Here is a 19,597-nt window from a genome sequence, read left to right on the forward strand (position 1 = left end):
ACTCCGGAAACGTGGTCCCCGTCGCGGCGCCGGACGGCCAGGAGGGCTAGCCTGCCCGCGTGTCTTCGACCTCCTCCCCCGTCACCGTCACCGTCACCGGGGCCGCCGGTCAGATCGGCTACGCGCTGCTCTTCCGGATCGCCTCCGGGCAGCTGCTCGGGCCGGACACGCCGGTCCGGCTGCGCCTGCTGGAGATCCCCCAGGCCGTCAAGGCCGCGGAGGGAACGGCGATGGAGCTCGACGACTGCGCGTTCCCGCTGCTGTCGGGCATCGACATCACCGATGACGTCAACGTGGCGTTCGACGGCGTGAACGTGGCCCTGCTCGTCGGCGCCCGCCCCCGCACGAAGGGCATGGAGCGCGGCGACCTGCTCGAGGCCAACGGCGGGATCTTCGCGCCGCAGGGCAAGGCGATCAACGACCACGCCGCGGACGACGTGCGCGTGCTCGTGGTGGGCAACCCGGCCAACACCAACGCCCTGATCGCGCAGTCGGCCGCCCCGGACGTGCCGGCCGAGCGGTTCACGGCGATGACCCGCCTCGACCACAACCGCGCGATCGCGCAGCTGGCCAAGAAGCTCGAGGTGCCCCTCACCGAGATCCGCAAGATGACGATCTGGGGCAACCACTCGGCCACCCAGTACCCGGACCTCTTCCACGCCGAGGTCGGCGGCAAGATCGCCGCGGACCAGGTCGACGAGGCCTGGCTGCGCGACGAGTTCATCCCGACCGTCGCCAAGCGCGGCGCCGCGATCATCGAGGCGCGGGGTGCGTCCTCGGCGGCGTCGGCGGCCAACGCCGCGATCGACCACGTGTACGACTGGGTGAACGGCACGCCCGAGGGCGACTGGACCTCGGCGGCCATCCCGTCCGACGGCTCCTACGGCGTGCCCGAGGGCATCATCTCCAGCTTCCCCGTGACCTCGAAGAACGGGAAGTGGGAGATCGTGCAGGGCCTGGACATCGACGAGTTCTCGCGCAGCAGGATCGACGCCTCCGTCGCCGAGCTGGTGGAGGAGCGCGAGGCCGTGAAGGGGCTCGGCCTGATCTGACGGCCGCCCCCGCGGATCAGATCCGGAAGAAGAGACCGCGGAACCGGTCCGCGGCGGCCAGGTCGCCGCGGACCGTGCCGCCGCGGAGCCGCCCGTAGGACGCCAGCACGAGGGTGCCCGGGTCGTACTCCAGCACCGCCGCGACGCCGTCGACGCTCGCGGGCTTGTAGGTGAGGCCGTCCGGGCCGCAGTCGAACCGGTAGTCGCCCGCGTTCGCGCCGGACGTCACGCGCACCCCCACCGCGAACGGCTCGGCGAGCTGCGACGTGACCGCCGTGTTCTGCCAGACGGTGAGGGCGAGGGGCACGAGCAGGTCGGCGGAGTCGCCCGCGAGCGGCCCGGGCGCGGTGGTGCGCTCCCGGATGTCCCATGCGTGCACCGTGTAGTCGACGAGCTGGAAGAGCGGGTAGCAGCAGGCGGGCAGCGGGCCCATGTAGGGGTGCTGCACGAGCAGCCCGGTCCACTCCTCGTCGGTGAGGCCGTCGCTGAGTTCCAGCATCCGCTCGTACGCCTCGTGCACGCGCTTGAGCGCGTCCTCCTTGCCCAGGCTGCGGAACGCGCGGGCGTGCTCGTCGAGGCCCTCGGCCATGATCGGGAGCCCGAGCGGGCCGGGTGCCTCGGTGCCCGCCCTGGCGTGGTCGAAGCGGGGGAAGTAGCCCTCGGTGACGTCGATCATGTGGCCGACCTGGTCCCGCACCTGCCATCGGTCGCAGGCCGTCGGCGCCTCCCAGTCCGTCGCCGCCGCCAGTCGGAAGAACCAGTCGGCCTCGGCGCGCAGCGCGCGCATGAGGTTGGTGCGGCTCGCCGGGTCCATGAAGTTCCACTCAGCGCTCATGGCCACCCCTCCGGTCGTGGTCCGAGCACCATGGCCCCGCCGGGGTGCCCGGTCAGCCACTGGCCGGGTGACGGCTCACCAGCCGTAGAAGACCCGCTCGACCACGGCCCGGGCCCGGCGGGTGGCGCGCCGGTAGTCGTCGAGGAAGACGCCGGGGTCACCGCCGGGCGGGTAGCCGAGCGCGGAGGCGACGGCGGCCAGCTCCCGGCCCGACCGGGGCAGCTGGTCGCCGGGCTTGCCCTTGACGAGCATCACGGCGTTGCGGGCGCGGGTGGCCATCCGCCAGCCGGCGGCGAGCTCGGCGGCGTCCTCCTCCTGCAGCAGGCCCGCCTCGGCGGCCTCGCGCAGCCCGTGCAGGGTGGACGTGGTGCGCAGCTCGGGCACGTCGCCCGCGTGCTGCATCTGCAGCAGCTGCACCGTCCACTCGACGTCGGCGAGCCCGCCGTGCCCGAGCTTGGTGTGGGTGCTGCGGTCGGCGCCGCGGGGCAGCCGTTCCTCGTCGACGCGGGCCTTGATGCGGCGGATCTCGGTGACGGTGGCGGCGTCGATGCCGTCGGCCGGGTAGCGGATGGGGTCGACCATGTGCAGGAACCGGGTGCCCAGGTCCGGGTCGCCCGCCACGGCGCTGGCGCGCAGCAGGGCCTGCGCCTCCCAGGGCTCGGACCAGCGCGCGTAGTACGCGCGGTACGAGTCGAGCGTGCGCACCAGCGGCCCGGAGCGGCCCTCGGGCCGCAGGTCGGCGTCGACGACGAGCGCGGGGTCGGGGGTGGGGGCGGCGAGGCGGCGGCGAACGGTCTCGACCACGGTGGTGGCCCACCGGACGGCGTCGTGGTCGGAGGCGCCGCCCACCGGCTCGCAGACGAACAGGACGTCGGCGTCGCTGCCGTAGCCGAGCTCCGCACCACCGAGCCGGCCCATGCCGATGACGGCGAGCCGCGCAGGAGCGGGACCGTCGGTGGCGCGCAGGACGGAGTCGAGCGTGGCCTGCAGCACCGCCACCCACACGGAGCTGAGCGCCGCGCAGACCTGCTCGACGTCGAGGAGCCCGAGCAGGTCGGCGGCCGCGACGCGCAGCAGCTCATGGCGCCGCAGGGAGCGCGCGGTTGCGGCCGCGGTGTCCGGGTCCTGCTGGCGGGCGACGGTGGTGCGCAGCGCCGCGGCGAACTCGGCGGGGTCGCGCTGCAGCTCGTCGGAGCGCCCGGGCGTCGGCGCGGCGAGCAGCCGCAGCACCTCCGGGGCGCGCACCAGCAGGTCCGGTACGAGCGCCGAGGTGCCGAGCAGGCGCATGAGCCGCTCGGCGACCAGCCCCTCGTCGCGGAGCAGCCGCAGGTACCAGGGGGTCTGGGCGAGCGCCTCCGACACGCGCCGGTAGGCGAGCAGCCCGCGGTCGGGGTCGGGGGTGTCGGCGAGCTCGTCGAGCAGCACCGGCAGGAGGGTCTGCTGGATCGCCGCGGCGCGGGAGACGCCGGAGGTGAGCGCCCGCAGGTGCCCGAGCGCCCCCTCGGGCGAGGCCCAGCCCAGCGCGGCGAGGCGGGCCACCGCGGCCTTCTCCGACAGCCGCGCGGTGTCGACCGGCAGCCGGGACACGGCCGTGAGGAGCGGCCGGTAGAACAGTTTCTCGTGCAGCCGGCGCACCCGCAGCACGGTGCGTGACCACTCCGCGTTGAGCACGCCCACCACGTCGCGGCGCCCGTCGGGCCGCAGGCCGGCCGCCCGGGCGAGCCACCGCTGGGCGCTGACGTCGTCCTCGGTGGGCATGAGGTGGGTGCGCAGCATCCGCTGCAGCTGCAGCCGGTGTTCCAGGAGTCGCAGGAAGCGGTAGGACGCGGCGAGGTTCGCCCCGTCATCGCGGCCGACGTACCCGCCGCGGGCGAGCGCGGCCAGCGCGTCGAGGGTGGAGCGCGAGCGCACGGCCTCGTCGGTGCGCCCGTGCACCAGCTGCAGCAGCTGCACCGCGAACTCGACGTCGCGCAGACCGCCCGCACCGAGCTTGAGCTCGCGGTCGGCGCGGTCGGGCGGGATGTGCTCCTCCACGCGGCGGCGCATGGCCTGCACATCGGCGACGAAGTCCTCGCGGCCCGCGGCGCTCCACACGAGCGGGGCCACGGCGTCGGCGTAGGCGGCTCCCAGCTCGGCGTCGCCCGCCACCGGCCGGGCCTTGAGGAGGGCCTGGAACTCCCAGGTCTTGGCCCACCGCCCGTAGTAGGACAGGTGGCCGTCGAGCGTGCGGACCAGCGCCCCGTGGCGGCCCTCCGGGCGCAGGTTCGCGTCCACCTGGAAGCAGGCGTCCCCGGCGATGCGCATCAGCCTGCTGGCCAGCCGGGTGGTCGACTGGTCGGCGGGCTCGGCGACGAACACGACGTCGACGTCGCTGACGTAGTTCAGCTCGCGGCCCCCGCACTTGCCCATGGCGATCACGGCGAGCCTGCCGTCGGCGCCGAGCTCGGCCCTGGCCACGGTGTAGGCGGCCTGCAGCGCCGCGTCGGCCAGGTCGGCGAGCTGGGCGGCGACCACGGCGACGTCGATGACCGGCAGGTCCGGCTCCGCGACGGCGGCGAGGTCGGCGGCCGCGAGGACGAGCACCTCGTCGCGGTAGGCCGTGCGCAGGGCGGCGATGGCCTCGGCGCCGGTGAGCGGCTCGCCGTCGGCCCCGACGGCGTTCAGGAGGGCCTCCCGCGCGCCCTCCCCCGGCGGCGGCGCCGACCCGGTGAGCCGGTGCCACCGGTCGGGGTGGGAGATCAGGTGGTCGGCCAGCGCGGTGGAGCTGCCGAGCAGGGCGAGCAGGCGCCCGCGCAGGACCTCGTCGGAACGCAGTGCCGCGTCCAGGTCCGCCCGGTCGGGCACGGCGTGCACGAGCCGTTCGGCGGACCGGAGCGCGAGGTCGGGGTCAGGGCTGCGGGCCAGCGCCGCCATCACCGCCTCCGCACCTGCTGCCGGCCGATCGCCCGCCCACCAGCCGAGCTCGGTGAGCACGCTCTCGGCCCACGCCTCGGTGAGCCCCAGCCGTGCGAGCGAAGTGCCGGTGCGCGTCACGGGAGTCGATCCTGCCCCGCCGGCGCCGTCATCGACAGCCGGGTCCGGCGCACCGGACCCCTCAGGCGGCCACGGCGGGCGTCACGCCCCAGCGGCGCAGTGCGGGCACCAGGCCGTCGGCGCTGCGCCCGGCCCAGGCGACGTACCCGTCGGGGCGCACGAGCAGCGCGGTCTGCGCGCCCGCCACCACGTGCGCGGTGACGCCCTCGGGAACGGCGAACCCCTCCGGCGCGACGAGGACGAACCGCCCGCCGCGCAGCGCCTCGTACAGCCGCGTCCCGTCGGTGGCGGTGACGTCGGCCGCGCGGGTGCCGACGCGCCGGTCGGCGCCGCGGGGCCGGCCGTAGCCGATGCCGATGCCGCTCTGGCGCAGCCGCACGAACGCGCCGATCGGCGGCACGGCGAACGCGGCGGGGAAGGCGAGGTTGCGCAGCTTGCGGGCGAGCGGGGAGGTCAGCAGCGCCGCGCGGAGCAGGCCACCGCTCATCTTCAGCACCATCTCCCCGACGGGGTGGCGCTCGTCGTGGTAGCTGTCGAGCAGCTGCTCACCCCCGCGGCCACGCACGGCGGCGGCGAGCTTCCACCCCAGGTTGGCAGCGTCCTGCAGGCCGGTGTTCATCCCCATCCCGCCTGCAGGCGAGTGGACGTGGGCGGCGTCGCCCGCGAGGAACACCCGGCCCACCCGGTAGCGCTCGACCTGCCGCTCGTCGCTGTGGAAGCGCGAGATCCACCGGGGGTCGTGCACCCCGAAGTCGGTGCCGAACACCTGCCGCGCCACCCAGCGGATCTCCTCCAGGTCGGCGGGGGCGTCGTCGGGCAGCTCCCGCCGGCGGTCCCGCACGATGATCCGGTACCAGCCGTCGCCGAAGGGCACCACGAAGCAGAACCCGGCGGCGTTCCCGTCCACCGTGAGCTGCTCGGCGGGCGGCTCGCTCATCCGCACGTCGGCGAGCACCAGCGACCTCGCCACGGACTCACCGGGGAACGCCAGCCCCAGCCGCTCGCGCACGACGCTGTGGTGCCCGTCGGCACCCACGAGGTACGCGGCGCGCAGCGTCCGGTCGGCGCCGTCGGCGTCGCGGTAGGCCACCTCGACGTGGTCGGCCGTCTGCCGCACGTCGCCCACCTCGGCGCCGCGCACCACCGTCGCGCCCGCCGCGAGCAGGCGCTCGGTGAGCGCCTGCTCCACCTCGTACTGCGGCGTGATCAGCATGAACGGATACCGGCTCGGCAGCGGCGTGAGGTCCACCGAGACGCTGCCGAAGAGCCGGAAGTGGTCCACCTTCGTGCCTCGGGCGAGGAGCCCGTCGGCCACGCCGCGCGCGTCGAGCTGCTCGAGCGTGCGGGCGTGCACGACGAACGCGCGGGTGAGGTTCGACTCGTGCAGGCGCCGCTCCAGCACGGTGACCCGCACGCCCGCCTCCGCGAGGTCGCCCGCCACCAGCAGGCCGGTCGGTCCCGCGCCGACCACGACGACGTCGGCCACGTCGATTCCGCCGGCGGTCATCGCGCACCCCCGTCGATCTGCGCGGCGTCGATCTGCACGGCGTCGAGGATGGTGCGGGTGCCGGGGTCGGTGACCCCCGCGTCCTGCCACGCGGCGCGCAGCTGCGGGCTCCCCATGTGGGCTCGGGCCTGCTCGAGGTCGTCGAACTCGAACAGCACGACGACCTCGTGCGGGTCCTGACGGTTGCGGAACACGGCGGTGCTGCGGCAGCTCGCGGCGGCACGGGCCGGGCCGAGGCTGTTGAACACCTCCTTCCACCGGTCGAACTCCCCGATGCGCTGGTGGACGAGCACGTGCGGCATGACCGCTCTCCTTCGATTGCCAACCGCTGTTTGCCAACAACTGTAGGCGTTCTAGCCGCGTTTGCCAACACCTGTTGGCTAGACTGCTCCCATGCCCTTCACCGACCGCTCGCTCCCGGCCCGCGAGGCGATACTCGGCGCCGCCCGGGCCCGCTTCGCCGCCGACGGCTTCGACCGCGCCACCGTGCGCGCGATCGCCGCCGACGCGGGCGTCGACCCGTCGATGGTGATGCGCTACTTCGGCAGCAAACGCCAGCTGTTCGCGCGCACCGCGGAGTTCGACCTCCGCCTGCCCGACCTCACGTCCGTCCCGCGCGACGACGTGGGCCGGGTGCTCGCCACCCACCTGCTCGAGCGCTGGGAGGCCGACGACGGGCTGCAGATCCTGCTGCGCACCGCCACCACCGACGACGACGCGGCCGACCGGATGCGGGCGATCTTCGCAGGTCAGCTGGCCCCTCAGATCGCCACCCTCACCGGTGACGGGGCCGGCGCGGCCACCCGCGCGGGCCTCGTGGCCACCCAGGCGCTCGGGGTGGCGCTGTGCCGCTACGTGCTGCGGCTGCCGCCGGTGGTGGCGCTGACCCACGAGCAGCTGATCCCGTGGTTCGCCCCCACGCTGCAGCGCTACCTCGTGGACCCGGCTCCCGGAGAGCCGTAGCGCGGCGCCGCGTCAACCTCCGGTGGCAGGCTTCCCTGCGTGGCCGCACTGCTCGACGCACCGCTGGTGAGCGGCGCCGTGCCGCTGCTCGTCGGCGCGGGCGCCGTGGCGGGCGCGGCCTTCCTCCTCGTCCGGCGGGGCCGCTGCTGGTGGACGCGCACGGTGCCGGGCGCGCTGCTCGTGGCGGCCGCGCTCACCGCGCTGCTCGCCGTGCTGGTCGAGCGGGTGTGGCGCCCGTTCCCGGACGCGGTGCCGCTGCCGGTGCTGCTGTTCGTCGGTGCCACGCTCGCGGCGGTCGGGCTGGCCGCTGCCGGGATGCGCGCACGGCGCTGGCCGGGCCGCGCGGCGGCGCTGGTGGCGGTGCTCCTGGTGGTGCTGGGCTCGGCCGCGGGGACGAACCTCGTCTACCGGGAGTACCCGACGCTGCGCACGGCGCTGGGCCTGCCCGCCGCCGACCAGATCCCGTTCACCGAGGTGCCGCTGCGCGAGCAGGTGATCGGCGCGCGGTCCGGGCTGCCGCTGTCGGCGATCTGGCGGGCGCCCGCGGGGATGCCCGCCACCGGGGTGGTGACGCAGGTGACGATCCCGGCGCCGGAATCGGGGTTCGCCGCCCGGCCCGCGTGGCTGTACCTGCCGCCCGCCTACCTCGCGCGTCCCCGGGCGCAGCTGCCGGTGCTGGTGCTGCTGTCCGGTCAGCCCGGCTCGCCGGACGACTGGCTGAACGGCGGCATGCTCGCCGGGCGGGCCGACGCTTTCGCCGCCGCGCACGACGGCCTCGCCCCGGTGGTCGTGATGCCCGACCACCTCGGCGCTCCCCTGACCAACCCGCTGTGCATGGACTCGCGGCTCGGCAACGTCGCGACCTACCTGTCGGTCGACGTCCCACGCTGGATCCGCGACACCCTTCAGGTGGACCCGCAGCCGTCCGGGTGGGCGATCGGCGGGTTCTCCAACGGCGGCACCTGCGCGTTGCAGATGGCCGTGAAAGCCCCGCAGGTGTACCCCACGTTCGTGGACATCTCGGGCGAGGAGGAGCCCACGCTCGGCGACCGGACCTCCACCGTGCAGGCCGCGTTCGGCGGGGACGCCGCCGCGTTCGCGGCCGTGAACCCGCTCGACGTGATGGCGCGGGAGCGGTTCCCGGGCACCGCGGCCTTCCTCGCGGCGGGCGAGCAGGACGCCGAGTACCTGCCGCAGGCGCAACGCGTGCTCGCGGCCTGCGCAGCGGCGGGGATGGACGTGCGGTGGGAGGTGGATCCGGGCGGGCACACGTGGGAGGTCTGGGGGCCCGCCCTGGAGCAGGCGCTGCCCTGGCTCGCCACGCGGCTCGGGATGACGCCGTGAACCGACTCGTGCGAATGGTCCGGCGCGCGCCGCTCTCCGTGGCGTTCGTCCTGATGGTCTGGGCGTACGGGCTCGCCACCCGCAGCCTCCCGGGCGGACCGGGCGAGCGGCTGCTGGAGCACGCCGGCACCGGGGTCGGGCCGCTCGCGGCGGGCCGCTGGTGGACGCCGCTGTCGGCGATGTTGTGGTGGGGCACGCTCGGTGCCGCGCTCGCCACCACCGCGCTCGTGCTGCTCGGCGGGGCGCTCGCCGAACCCCGGATCGGGGCGGCGCGCACGGCCGCGCTGCTGGTGGGCACGCAGGTGGTCGGCACGCTCGCCGCGCTCGGGCTGGTCGCTGCCGGGGTCGCGGTGCGGGGTGAGGGCTGGGCGGGCGACCTCGCCGCCCAGGTGGTGGTCGGTGCCGCCCCCGGCGCGATCGGGCTCGTCCTCGCGGTGAGCAGCACGCTCACGGCGCTGTGGCGGCGCAGGCTGCGCCTGATCGGGGTGGCCACGCTGGTGATGCTGGTGGCCTACTCCGGCGAGCTGACGGACGTGATCATGCTGTTTTCGGGGCTGGCGGGCCTCGCCGCGGGCAGGCTGCTCGCCCCGCCCGACCGGCACCCGGGCCCGGCCAGCCGCACCGAGGTGCGGGTGCTGATCGCGCTCGTGGTGGCGGTGTCGGCCGTCGGCCCGCTGATCGCCGCCTTCGCCCATGCCCCGATCGGCCCGCTGTCGGTGCTGCAGTTCGTGGTGCTCTCCCCGCCACCCGACGCCGCCACCGTGCAGCAGATCTGCGCGTCCGCCGACGCCGCCATGTGCCGGGACCTGCAGGCTCAGCTGCGGCTGTACGGGATCGGCCCGGCGCTGGCGTCCGTGGTGCCGGTGCTGCTGCTCCTCGTGGTGGCCGACGGGTTGCGCCGCGGCCGGCGCGCCGCCCTCGTCGTGGGGATCGCGCTGAACCTCGTGCTGGCCGCGCTCGGCGTGCTGCTGGCCGTGCTGGTGGTGTCCACCCCCACCGAGCAGCTCATGGTCTACCAGGCGGCGCCGGGCGCGCGGCGGATCTTCGCCCTGGTACTGCCGCCGCTGCTCCCGCTCGCCGTGGCCGTGCTGCTGTGGTGCACCCGCCGCCGGTTCGCCGTGCGCGCCCCCGCGGGCACATACCGCCGGTTGCTCGCCACGACGGGCGGCGTGCTCGTGGCCGTGAGCGCGGTGTACGTACTGGTGGGCGCGGCGGTGGCCGACCAGTTCGACCGCCCGCCCACCCTCGGGATGCTGCTCGCGGACCTGCCGCTGCGCTTCCTGCCGCCCGGCTACCTCGGCGAGGTCGAGCCCGACTTCCTGCCCCAGGGCTACCTCGCCACCCTCCTGTTCGAGTGGACCGGTGCGGTGTTCTGGCTGGTGGTGGCCGGTGGGCTGCTGCTGGCGTTCCGCAGGCCGCGCGCCGACCCGGGGGCGAGCGACGCGGAGCGGGCCAGGGAGCTCGCCCGGCGCGGCGGCTCCGACCTGGGCTGGCTCACCACGTGGGCCGGCAACTCCTACTGGTTCGACGAGGCGGGCGAGGCGGCCGTCGCCTACCGGGTGCACGGCCCCGTCGCGCTCACCACGGCCGACCCGATCGGGGCCCCCGGCGACGAGACGATCGCCGCGTTCGCCCGGTTCTGCCGCGAGCACGGGTGGACGCCCGCGCTCTACAGCGTCACCGACGACACCCGCCGCGCGTGCGACGCCCTGGGCTGGAGCTCCGTGCAGGTGGCGGAGGAGACGGTCCTGCCGCTGCCGGAGCTGACGTTCACCGGCAAGAAGTGGCAGGACGTGCGCACGGCGCTCAACCGCGCCGCGAAGGCCGGGATCACCGCCGAGTGGATCCGCTGGGCCGACGCCCCGCTCGCCCTCACCGACCAGATCCGCGCGATCAGCGAGGAATGGGTGGCCGACAAGGGCCTCCCCGAGATGGGCTTCACCCTGGGCGGCCTGGAGGAGCTCGCCGACCCCGATGTGCGCTGCCTGCTCGCCGTGGACGCCGACCGCACGGTGCACGGCGTCACCAGCTGGCTGCCCGTCCACCGCGACGGCGCCGTGGTCGGCTGGACCCTCGACTTCATGCGCCGCCGCGAAACCGGCTTCCGGGGCGTGATGGAGTTCCTGATCGCCTCGGCCGTGCTGCGGTTCCAGGAGGAGGACGCGGAGTTCCTCAGCCTGTCCGGGGCCCCGCTGGCCCGCCTCGACCGCGGCGAGCAGCCGGCCGCGCTGCAACGGCTCCTGGACGTCGTCGGTCACGCCCTCGAGCCGGTCTACGGGTTCCGGTCGCTGCTGGCGTTCAAGGCGAAGTTCCAGCCCGAGTACCGCCCGCTGCACCTGTGCTACCCGGACCCGGCCGCGCTCCCCGCGATCGGGCTGGCGATCACCCGGGCCTACCTGCCGGAGGTGACGGCCCGGCAGTCGGCGCGGTTGGTGGCCCGGCTGCGCTGACCGCAGTGGCCGACCGGGAGTTGCGACCGGAGTTCAGGAACGCCACGTTCCTGAACCTGCAGGACAGCAACGTGGCGTTCCTGAACCTCGGGACGCGCCCCCGGGCCTCACGAGCAGGGCGGAGCCGTGCTGACGCCGGGCGGGAGCAGGCCCAGCTCGGTGTCCGTGAACGGCCGCGCCTGCCACGTGCAGAGCTGCTCGGCCCACGCCCGCGCGTCCAGGGGGAACTCGTACCGTTCCGCGTCCTGGTCGCCGTGCAGCGCGACGCGCAGGCCGTCGTCGGTGAGCTGGTCGAAGCCCAGCCGGGGTTCGACGCTGCCGCGTTCCTGGCCGGTGTCGAGGTCCACGAAGGCCAGCGTCGAGTCCGAGAGGGTGGCACCGCCGAAGGTCACCAGGCGGCCGTCGGGATCGAATCCCGCGAGGTCCCGTGCGAGGGGCGCCGGGACGGGCGGGCGGACGGGCGCGACGGCGTCGACGTCCCAGTACTCGATGGCGCCTGCGGCGAGGACGGCGAGCCGCGCGCCGGTGGGGTCGAACTCGAGGACGTCGTTGCCGGATTGCGTCAGGTCCGGGTTCGGCTCCACCGGGATGGTGGCCAGTTGCCGGCCCGCCGGCACGTCCCACAGCTGCACCTGCCGCTCGTGCGTGGACACCGCGACCTGTCCGGGGTGGCCCGGCCTGGCGTGCAGGAGGGAGCGCAGCCGGTACGCGGCGGCGTCCTCGGGCGGTCCGATCGGGACGGGGGCGGCCAGCGGCTGCCCGGTGGCCGCGTCCCAGGTCGAGAGCACGCCTTCGCTGAGGACCAGCAGGCGATCGCGGCCGTCCACCGACTCGCGGTGGTAGGAGACGGCCCCGCGCGTCGCGCCTGCAGCCGGCGGCACGCCGGGGCGGGCAGGCACCCGCACCCCGGCCGTGCGCCGCAGCGTGGGGAGCTCGTACCAGGTCAGGTCGACCTCGCCGCTGTCGAGCCGGTGCACCACCCACAGCTGGTCGCGGTCCCCCATCAGGACGTTGGTGGCCACGGGCAACTCCATGGCGGCGACCTCGCGGCCCGTACCCCGTTCCAGCACGCGCACGAGGTCCCGCTCGCGCACGACGCGGTGGTCGCGGGTGCCGATCCGGGCGATGTCCGAGCGTGCGCCACCCAGCGGTTCGGCGGGCTCCGTGGCCAGGCGCAGCAGGGACCTCCCGTGTGCCACCAGCACGGTGGGCTCCCCGGCGCCGTCCTCCACGCTCAGCCGATCGGCCCGGGCGAGCGACACGTTCGCCAGGGACAGCGGCATGAGGCTGCGGGGCAGCGTGACCCGCCTGCGTTCGCCGGTGGCGAGGTGGGTGAGCCGGTAGGACTCCTCGTCGACACCGGGCAACGCGGGCTCGACCAGCCAGGACCCGGAGAGACGCATGCCGAAGCAGATGGCCGTGCCGTCGACGGGAATCCGCGTGCTCGGCGGGCCACCGCGCAGCGGGGTGACCACCACGGTGGCCCGCAGCCCCGGCTGCGACCCGTCGGACTGCTCGCAGGAGACGACGCCTTCCCTGTTCGGCATGGACTCGGCCGGGAACTCGGCCACCAGGGATCCGTCGACCAGCGAGCGCGTCACCAGCCGGGTTGTGGCGGTCCAGGGACTGTCGGCATAGCGCAGCACCACCACGTCGGGGTCGGCGGTGAGCCGCAGGTCGAACCGGTCTCCCGCGGGAAGCGGTCCGAGCCCGTGCGGGATCTCGGCGCCGCTGCGGCGGTCCCGGATCACCAGATTCCAGCCGCCGGTGGCGCCGGGCACCACCCAGGCCAGGCGGTCGCCGTCGTCGGAGAACTGGAGGTTCGTGACGGCGTCCGGCGGGGCAGCGGGCACGTTCGGCAGGGTCTGCGGCGGCTCCCCCGTCACGAGATCGCGCAGCTGCACCCGCCCGTCCGGACCGACGTCGGCGAACCAGCGGCCGTCCTGGCTGAGCGCGATGGTCGCCCCGGCGCCGACGTCGTCGAGCGCGTGCGGCACCGGGTCCGCGCCGCTCACGCCGGTGACGGCCACCAGCCCGGGAGCACTGTCGAGGAGCGCGGTGTCGCCGTTGCGGCTCAGCACGTGGACCGGTCTCGGGGCGACCTCGGGCACGACCGCGCGCACCGACCGCATGGCCAGCGCCGACCGGGCGAGCGCGGTGCGCGCCTGCCGGTTCTCCGGGTCGGACCGCCAGGCGGCCAGCGCGAGCTGGGCGGCCACCGCGCTGTCGCCCGGGGCGCGGTTCTGGGACTCGACGCCGAGCGTCTCGGCGTTGGCAGTGGCCAGCTGCTCGGCGATCCGGTTGCCGCTGTACACGGTGGCGCCGCCGAGCGTGGCCGCGCCCAGCACGAGCACGGCGAGCACCGCGTTGACGATCCGGCTGCGGCGGACGTCGCGGCGCTGGCGGGCGATGCCACGCCGCAGGAAGTCGCGGTCGGCGGCGGGCAGCTCGTCGGCGCGGGTGCCGAGCCAACCGGCGGCCGTGGCCAGGGCCGCGCCTCGCGGCAGCGCGGCGTCGTCGCGGTCCTCGTCCTCCCAGCGTTCGCGCTGGGCGGCGAGCTCACTGCGCCAGACCAGGAAGTCGCGGTCCTCGGTGAGCCACTCACGCAACCGCGGCCAGTGCTCGAGGAGCGCCTGGTGCGCGGGCTCCACGACCTCGGCGCTCGTCTCGGCGCTCGACCGGTTGCGCACCAGCAGCCGCCCGGCCACCAGCGCCGGCACCAGGGCGCGCTGCGCCTCCGGCAGCGCGTCGAGCCGGACCGCCCGGCGGGTGAAACGCCCGGCGCGATCCACCCCCGTCAACGCGGTGAACAGCCCGCGCAGCGCGTCCGGCTCGGCGTCGAGCCCGCCCACCACCCGTTCGGCGTGCTGGGCCAACGCCCCCGCCACCCCGCCGACCGCGGTGTAGTCGGCCATGGTGAGGTACCCGCCCTCGCGGCGCTCCCACAGCTCGGCGAGCAGCGACTCCACCAGCGGGAGCTGCCCGGGCTCGGTACCGGTGTCGTCGAGGATGCGCTCCACGAGCCCGTGCTCGAACACCAGCCCCGGGGCGAGCCGGGCGGGCCGCACGATCGCCTCCCGCAGCCGGCCCCGGTCCAGTGGCGCGACGAGCAGCCTGCCGGAGTGCAGCGCGTCGGCCAGGTCGGGGGTGAGCAGCTCGTCCAGCGTGCTCCAGCGCAGCGTGAGCACGGCCCGGGCCCTCGGGCCGTCGCCGTCCGGGCGCGTGATCCGCAGGATCGACTCGAGCAGCCCGCGGGCGGCCTCCGGGTCGGAGGCGGCCAGCTCCTCGAACTGGTCGGCGACCACCACCTGTCGCGCGCCCCGGCCCGCCGGCACCTCGGCCGGCGACGCCGGCACACCGGATCCCGGGGTGATCCGCAGGTCCAGCACGTCGACGCCGGCGGCGCGCAGACGCGGGAGCAGCCCCGCCCGCACGAGCGAGGACTTCCCCGCCCCGGACGGGCCGGTCACCGCCACCACGGGCAGCCGGTCGACGGCCGCGAGGAGGCGGTCGATCTCGTCGTCGCGCCCGAAGAACACCTCGGCGTGCTCCTCGTCGAACGGCCGCAGGCCCTGGTACGGGCAGGGCAGCGCGTCCGGGTCGACGCCGAGCACCCGGTCGACCGGCACGAGATGGGCGCCCCGCTCGTCGACCACGGTCACCCCCACCACCGCGCCGCCCGCCGCGTGCCACACCGGCGCGCCGGCGAACCCGGTGTCGAGCGGGTGCTCACCGGGGGCGGGGTCCAGGCGGATGCGCCCGTCGTCCTCCACGCGGACCGTGCCCGCCGACCACACGCCGTCCACGAGGCCCTCGGGGTAGCCGAGCACCTGGAACCCGCTGCCGTCGAGGTCGCTGACGCGCCGCAGCGGGGGCACGCGCGCGTCGAGGGGCACCGCGTCGCGCACCCGCAGCAGAGCCACGTCGCCGGGCACCCCGCCGGGCCGGGCCGGCTCGCTCACCGCCGGGACCCGCACCGGCTCGCCGTGCTCGTCACGCAGCAACGGGAAGTCGAGCCACACCGGCCGCCCGTGGTCCGCCACGGCCCGGGCGGCGGTGACCAGCAGGTCCGGTCCGATGAGGAAGCCGGCTCCGGCGACCTCACCGGAGCCCGACCACACGCGCAAGTGCGCGCCCGCGAGGTCGGCGTGCTCGCGGAAGACCGACCCGGTCGCGTTCACGAGCACGGCGGGACGGGGTCGACCCCGGCGGGCAGCAACGCCCGCTCGGCCGGGGTGAACGGTCGGTCGGCCAGCGCGCAGAGCGCGTCCCGCCAGCCCTCTGCGGAGATCCGCACCTCCGGCGGGTTCGGGTGGACGGGCCCGTACGGCGTGCCGTCGCGCAGGCCCACCGTCTGGTCCCCGCTGATCGTGCCCACGTCGTCGGCGAGCCGCATCTCACCCGCGTGCCGGCCGCTCACCGGCTCGACGAACAGCAGCCGCACCAGGTGCTCGACACCCGACCCGGCCGCCACCCGGAGGACCAGGTGGCCGTCGGGCCGGAACGTCACCACCGCCACGTCCTCCTCCGGGAGCACGATCGGAGGCCCGATCTGCACGCCCTCGTCGACGTCCCACACCTCGATCGCCCGGTCCCGGTTGGGCATCGCCATCCGAGCGCCCGACGCGTCGAACACCGGTCCCACCTCGGTGGTGGTCGGGAACGTGCGCAGGAGGCGACCCGAGGGCATCTCCCGCAACTGCGTGCTGCCGTCCGCCGTCTTCACCGCCACCTGGCCCGGATGGCCGGGACGCGCCCACACGTGCGCGTGGGCGCTGCTGTACTCGGTCTCCGCGGGGGTGTCCCCGAGCCGCACCGGCTCACCGAGCGGTTGCCCGGTGGCCGGGTCGTGCGCGGTGAGCCACCCGCCGTGCGAGATCACGACCTGTTCCCCGTCGACGGCGAGGTCGACCTCCTCCCCCACGTAGAACAGGTCCACGGGATTCGGGGCCCGCCGACGGTCGGGGATGCGGAAGGAGGTGGTCGGGCGCAGCGCCGGGAACTCGTACCGGACGATCTCCCACACCCCCTCCGCCTCCACCGGCGACATGATCCACAGGGATTCGCCCTCCAGCACCGGACCCATGAACCGGTACGGGATCCCGGTGATCTCGCCCAGCTGCTGCCCGGTGCGGCGGTCCCAGGTGGTGACGCGGGTGTAGGAGGTCGACATCACGGTCCCGCCCACGCTGGTGGTGGCCCTCCGGTCCGGGTCCCTGGTGGCGGGCAGCCGCTCGGTGTCGAACGTCAGCAGCGAGGTGCCCTGGGCACGCACCAGCACGGTGCGGTCACCGGCCGAGACCACGCCGATGCTCGTCGCCGCCGACAACAGGTCTCCGGGTGCCCCCTGCGCGTCCGCGGCGGGGACCCGCGGGAGCGCGGCCTGCCGGACCTCCCCGGTGGCGAGGTGGACCATCCGCACCAGCTCGTAGTCCGCCTCGGCGGCGGTCAGCTGCCGCTCGAGGAACCACCCGCCGTCCGCCGACAACCGCGACCACGACACGCGGCTGTCAGCGGTGGGCCAGCGCCGGGTCGGACCCGCGCCGGCCGCCGGGTCGACCACCACCGCCGCCTGGTCCGTGAACTCCGTGGTGTCGTCGTCGATCCGCACCAGCGCCCCGCCGTCGGGCGCCACCGCCGTGCCGGGCGGGAGGGTGGCCACCTCGGCGCCGTCGGTCACCGAGCGCACGACCAGCCGCGAGTCGCTCATCTCGAACCGGCCGTGCCGCAGCAGGATCCGCCCGGGGTCGTCGGTCGGCCAGCCCCACGTCACGTCGTTGGGCACCGTGCCGATCCCGTTCGGGATCTCCGCGCCGGTGCGCAGGTCCCACAGCTGCACGCTCGCGGTCTGCGCCTCGGACAGGGCGAACCACATGAGCCTGTCCCCACCCGGTGCGAAGATCGGCGCGGACGGACGGGTGCCGCGCGCGCCGTGCAGCTCCCGGTCGGGCTGCTGCCCGGTGGGGTCGCGCAGCAGCACCACCGGCCGGTCGGTCATCGGCACCGCCACCAGGCGGCCGTCCGGGCTCAGCACGGGCGCACCGCTGCCGGGCGGCAGGTCGGCCAGCTCGTGCCGCTGCGGCGCCGGACCGGCCAGGCCGGTGACGAGCACCGGGTGCGGCCGGGTGGCCAGCAGCGCGGTGTCGCCCCGCACGAGCATGGCCTCGATCGGTTCCGGGCTCAGCTCCGCGAGCTCGCCGACGGCCGCGTGCAGGCCGAGGTACGCGCCCGCCAGCGCGTCGCGGGTGGTCGGGTGGTCCGGGTCTGCCTGCCACGCGGCCAGCGCCAGCTGCGCGGCCAGCGCCGGATCCGAGGACAGCCTCGCCAGCGCCTCGCGCCCGAGCGTGCCGGCGTTCGCGGTGGCCAGCTGGGTGGCCACGACGTCGCGGCGCTGCACCGCCAGCACCGACAGCGACCCGACCACCAGCAGCAGCACGGCGAGCACCGCGGTGACGACCCGCCTGCGCCGCACCCGGCGGCGTTCCAGGGCCACGCCGCACCGGACGTACTCCTGGTCGGCGGCGGTCAGGTCATCGGCGCGGGAGGACGACCACTCCACGGCGGCGGCGAGCGGCGCCCCGCGCAGCAGCGCGCCGTCGTCCCGGCCACCGGACTCCCACCGCGCGCGCCGGTCCTGGAGCCCGGCGAGCCAGGAGAGGAACTCGCGGTCGGCGCTCAGCCAGTCGCGCAGCCGCGGCCAGTGCTCGATGAGGGCCTGGTGGGCCAGCTCCACGGCGTCCCGGGAGACGACGAGCAGGCGCCGGTCGGCGAGTGCCTCGGCGAGCTCGCGCTGCTCGGCAGGCAGGTCGGCGAGCGGCACCGGGCGCCGGACGAACCGCCCGTCGCGGCCGGGCTCGGCCAGCGCCGTGAACAGCCTGCGCACGGTCTGCTCGTCGGCCGCGAGCGAGTCGACGACGCGGTCGGCGTGCTGTGCGAGCGCGCCGGCGACCCCGCCGCACTCCAGGTAGCCGCGCAGGGTGGCGCGGCCGTCCTCGCGGTGGTCCCAGAGGTCGGCAAGCAGGGCCGACACGAGCGGCAGCTGACCGGGCTCGGTGCCCGCGTCGTCGAGGATGCGGTCCACCAGCCCGTCCTCGAAGCTCAGGCCGGGGGCCTGCTCCGCCGGCCCGACGATCGCGTCCCGCAGACCGGCGCGATCCAGCGGGGTGACCTGCACGGTGGCCTCGTCGAGCGCGGCGGTGAGCCGCGGGTCGAGCCGCTCGAACGCGGCCCACCGCAACGTGAGCACGGCCCGCACCCGCCCCGTGCCCGTGCGGGTGATCACCTCGTCCAGGAGCGCGCCCGCGGTCTCGGGCGCGAGGGTGGCGAGCTCCTCGAACTGGTCGAGCACCACCACCGCGCCCTCCGGCGCGCCGGCGAGGGCCGAGGCCACCTCCCCGACCGGGTCGACGTCGAGGCGGCACTCCACCACCGGTGTGCCCGCGGCCCGCAGCCGGGGCAGCAGACCCGCCCGGACCAGCGACGACTTGCCCACCCCCGACGGCCCCGCCACTGCCACCACCGCCCGGCGCGACGTGGCGTCGGCGAGCCGCGCGATGTCGTCGTCGCGGCCGTGGAAGTAGGCGGCGTGCTCGTCGTCGAACGGCCGCGCGCCCGGGTACGGGCACGGCACCAGCGACTGGTCCAGCGCGAAGACCGCGTCGACCGGGATCAGGTACGCGGCCGCGGTGGTGTCCCCGCGCACGGCGGCCACGGTCATGCCCACCACCGCACCCGACGCCGTGTCCCACACGGGGGTGCCGGAGAACCCCGGCTCCACGCGCGGCTCGCCGACCCCGGTGTGCAGCTGGAACCACCGGGTGCCCTGCTCGCCCCGGATCTCCCCGCTCGTCCAGACCCCGCCGGCGCCGCCCTCGGGGAAGCCGAGCACCCGGAAACCGTGACCCCACAGCCGGGCGATCCCGCGCACCGGCGGTACGGGCACCGGCGCCGGACGCCTCAACCGCAGGATCGCGACATCGCCGGACCCGTCGTCCCGGATGGGCGACCAGCGCTCCACGACCGCGTCGAACGGCTCGTCGGCACCGTCACCCGCGAGCGGGAAGTCCACCCGCACCGTGGCGGCGGGGGGTTCCGGCGCGTACGGGTCGGCGTCGAGCGCCTCCGCAACCACGTGCGCACAGGTGGCGATCCGGTCGGGCGCGACGACGAACCCGCCCCCGACCACGCCCACCCTCGGGTGCCACAGGCGCACCACGGCGCCTGCCGACACCGTCGCCCGCTCCGCGATGGTCATGTGATCCCCCGGGCCGGGAGCATAAGCGGCTCACCCGATCGGCGTCACGGGGCAGCTCGTGCGGCGGCGTTGACCCCCGTCCGGCCGCTGCGATATTTTGCATATCACTTATTCCGGACGCGGAAGGACGCGATGGGCCCCACCACCGACGGCCGCCGC

Annotated in this window: 10 protein-coding genes; 4 read left to right on the forward strand and 6 right to left on the reverse strand. The window is 75.6% G+C overall.

All coding sequences use genetic code 11. The features are described from left to right. Window positions 1–59 precede the first annotated feature (59 nt). The gene (locus tag ACFPL3_RS29175; RefSeq protein ID WP_343942035.1) at window positions 60–1,052 is read left to right on the forward strand and encodes a malate dehydrogenase; all 993 of its coding nucleotides are present in this window, start codon (window positions 60–62) and stop codon (window positions 1,050–1,052) included. A gap of 16 nt (window positions 1,053–1,068) precedes the next feature. Here ACFPL3_RS29175 and ACFPL3_RS29180 read toward each other — a convergent pair whose 3' ends face one another. The 4 genes from ACFPL3_RS29180 to ACFPL3_RS29195 form a co-directional block, all read right to left on the reverse strand. After that, window positions 1,069–1,887, reverse strand: a complete 819-nt coding sequence (locus ACFPL3_RS29180; RefSeq protein ID WP_343942036.1) for a maleylpyruvate isomerase N-terminal domain-containing protein — start codon at window positions 1,885–1,887, stop codon at window positions 1,069–1,071. Between the two features lie 75 nt (window positions 1,888–1,962). Beyond that, on the reverse strand, window positions 1,963–4,920 hold the full coding sequence (locus tag ACFPL3_RS29185; protein WP_379589757.1) for a bifunctional [glutamine synthetase] adenylyltransferase/[glutamine synthetase]-adenylyl-L-tyrosine phosphorylase: 2,958 nt from the start codon (window positions 4,918–4,920) through the stop codon (window positions 1,963–1,965). A 61-nt stretch (window positions 4,921–4,981) separates the two neighbouring features. Next, a complete protein-coding gene (locus tag ACFPL3_RS29190) occupies window positions 4,982–6,427 on the reverse strand; it encodes an FAD-dependent monooxygenase (RefSeq protein ID WP_343942037.1) in 1,446 nt (481 codons plus the stop codon). Then, on the reverse strand, window positions 6,424–6,729 hold the full coding sequence (locus ACFPL3_RS29195; RefSeq protein WP_343942038.1) for an antibiotic biosynthesis monooxygenase: 306 nt from the start codon (window positions 6,727–6,729) through the stop codon (window positions 6,424–6,426). Before ACFPL3_RS29195 ends, ACFPL3_RS29190 begins: the two co-directional genes overlap by 4 nt. Before the next feature lie 91 nt (window positions 6,730–6,820). Between ACFPL3_RS29195 and ACFPL3_RS29200 the strand changes: the two genes are divergently transcribed. Genes ACFPL3_RS29200 through ACFPL3_RS29210 form a run of 3 tightly spaced genes read left to right on the forward strand, consistent with a single transcriptional unit; the run spans window position 6,821 to window position 11,184 of the window. Beyond that, the gene (locus ACFPL3_RS29200) at window positions 6,821–7,390 is read left to right on the forward strand and encodes a TetR/AcrR family transcriptional regulator (RefSeq protein WP_343942039.1); all 570 of its coding nucleotides are present in this window, start codon (window positions 6,821–6,823) and stop codon (window positions 7,388–7,390) included. 39 nt (window positions 7,391–7,429) lie between these two features. Beyond that, window positions 7,430–8,734 (forward strand): alpha/beta hydrolase, encoded by a 1,305-nt coding sequence (locus tag ACFPL3_RS29205; protein WP_343942040.1) that lies wholly within the window; start codon window positions 7,430–7,432, stop codon window positions 8,732–8,734. Then, the gene (locus ACFPL3_RS29210; protein WP_343942041.1) at window positions 8,731–11,184 is read left to right on the forward strand and encodes a bifunctional lysylphosphatidylglycerol flippase/synthetase MprF; all 2,454 of its coding nucleotides are present in this window, start codon (window positions 8,731–8,733) and stop codon (window positions 11,182–11,184) included. The genes ACFPL3_RS29205 and ACFPL3_RS29210 overlap by 4 nt, the downstream gene beginning before the upstream one ends. Before the next feature lie 107 nt (window positions 11,185–11,291). On the opposite strand, the gene ACFPL3_RS29215 is transcribed toward ACFPL3_RS29210, so the two are convergent. Next, window positions 11,292–15,371, reverse strand: a complete 4,080-nt coding sequence (locus tag ACFPL3_RS29215; RefSeq protein WP_343942042.1) for an nSTAND1 domain-containing NTPase — start codon at window positions 15,369–15,371, stop codon at window positions 11,292–11,294. After that, window positions 15,362–19,438, reverse strand: a complete 4,077-nt coding sequence (locus ACFPL3_RS29220) for an nSTAND1 domain-containing NTPase (RefSeq protein ID WP_379589758.1) — start codon at window positions 19,436–19,438, stop codon at window positions 15,362–15,364. The genes ACFPL3_RS29215 and ACFPL3_RS29220 overlap by 10 nt, the downstream gene beginning before the upstream one ends. Window positions 19,439–19,597 lie beyond the last annotated feature (159 nt).

The organism is Pseudonocardia zijingensis (genome assembly GCF_042657305.1).
In the GTDB taxonomy this organism is placed as follows: Bacteria; Actinomycetota; Actinomycetes; order Mycobacteriales; family Pseudonocardiaceae; genus Pseudonocardia; species Pseudonocardia zijingensis.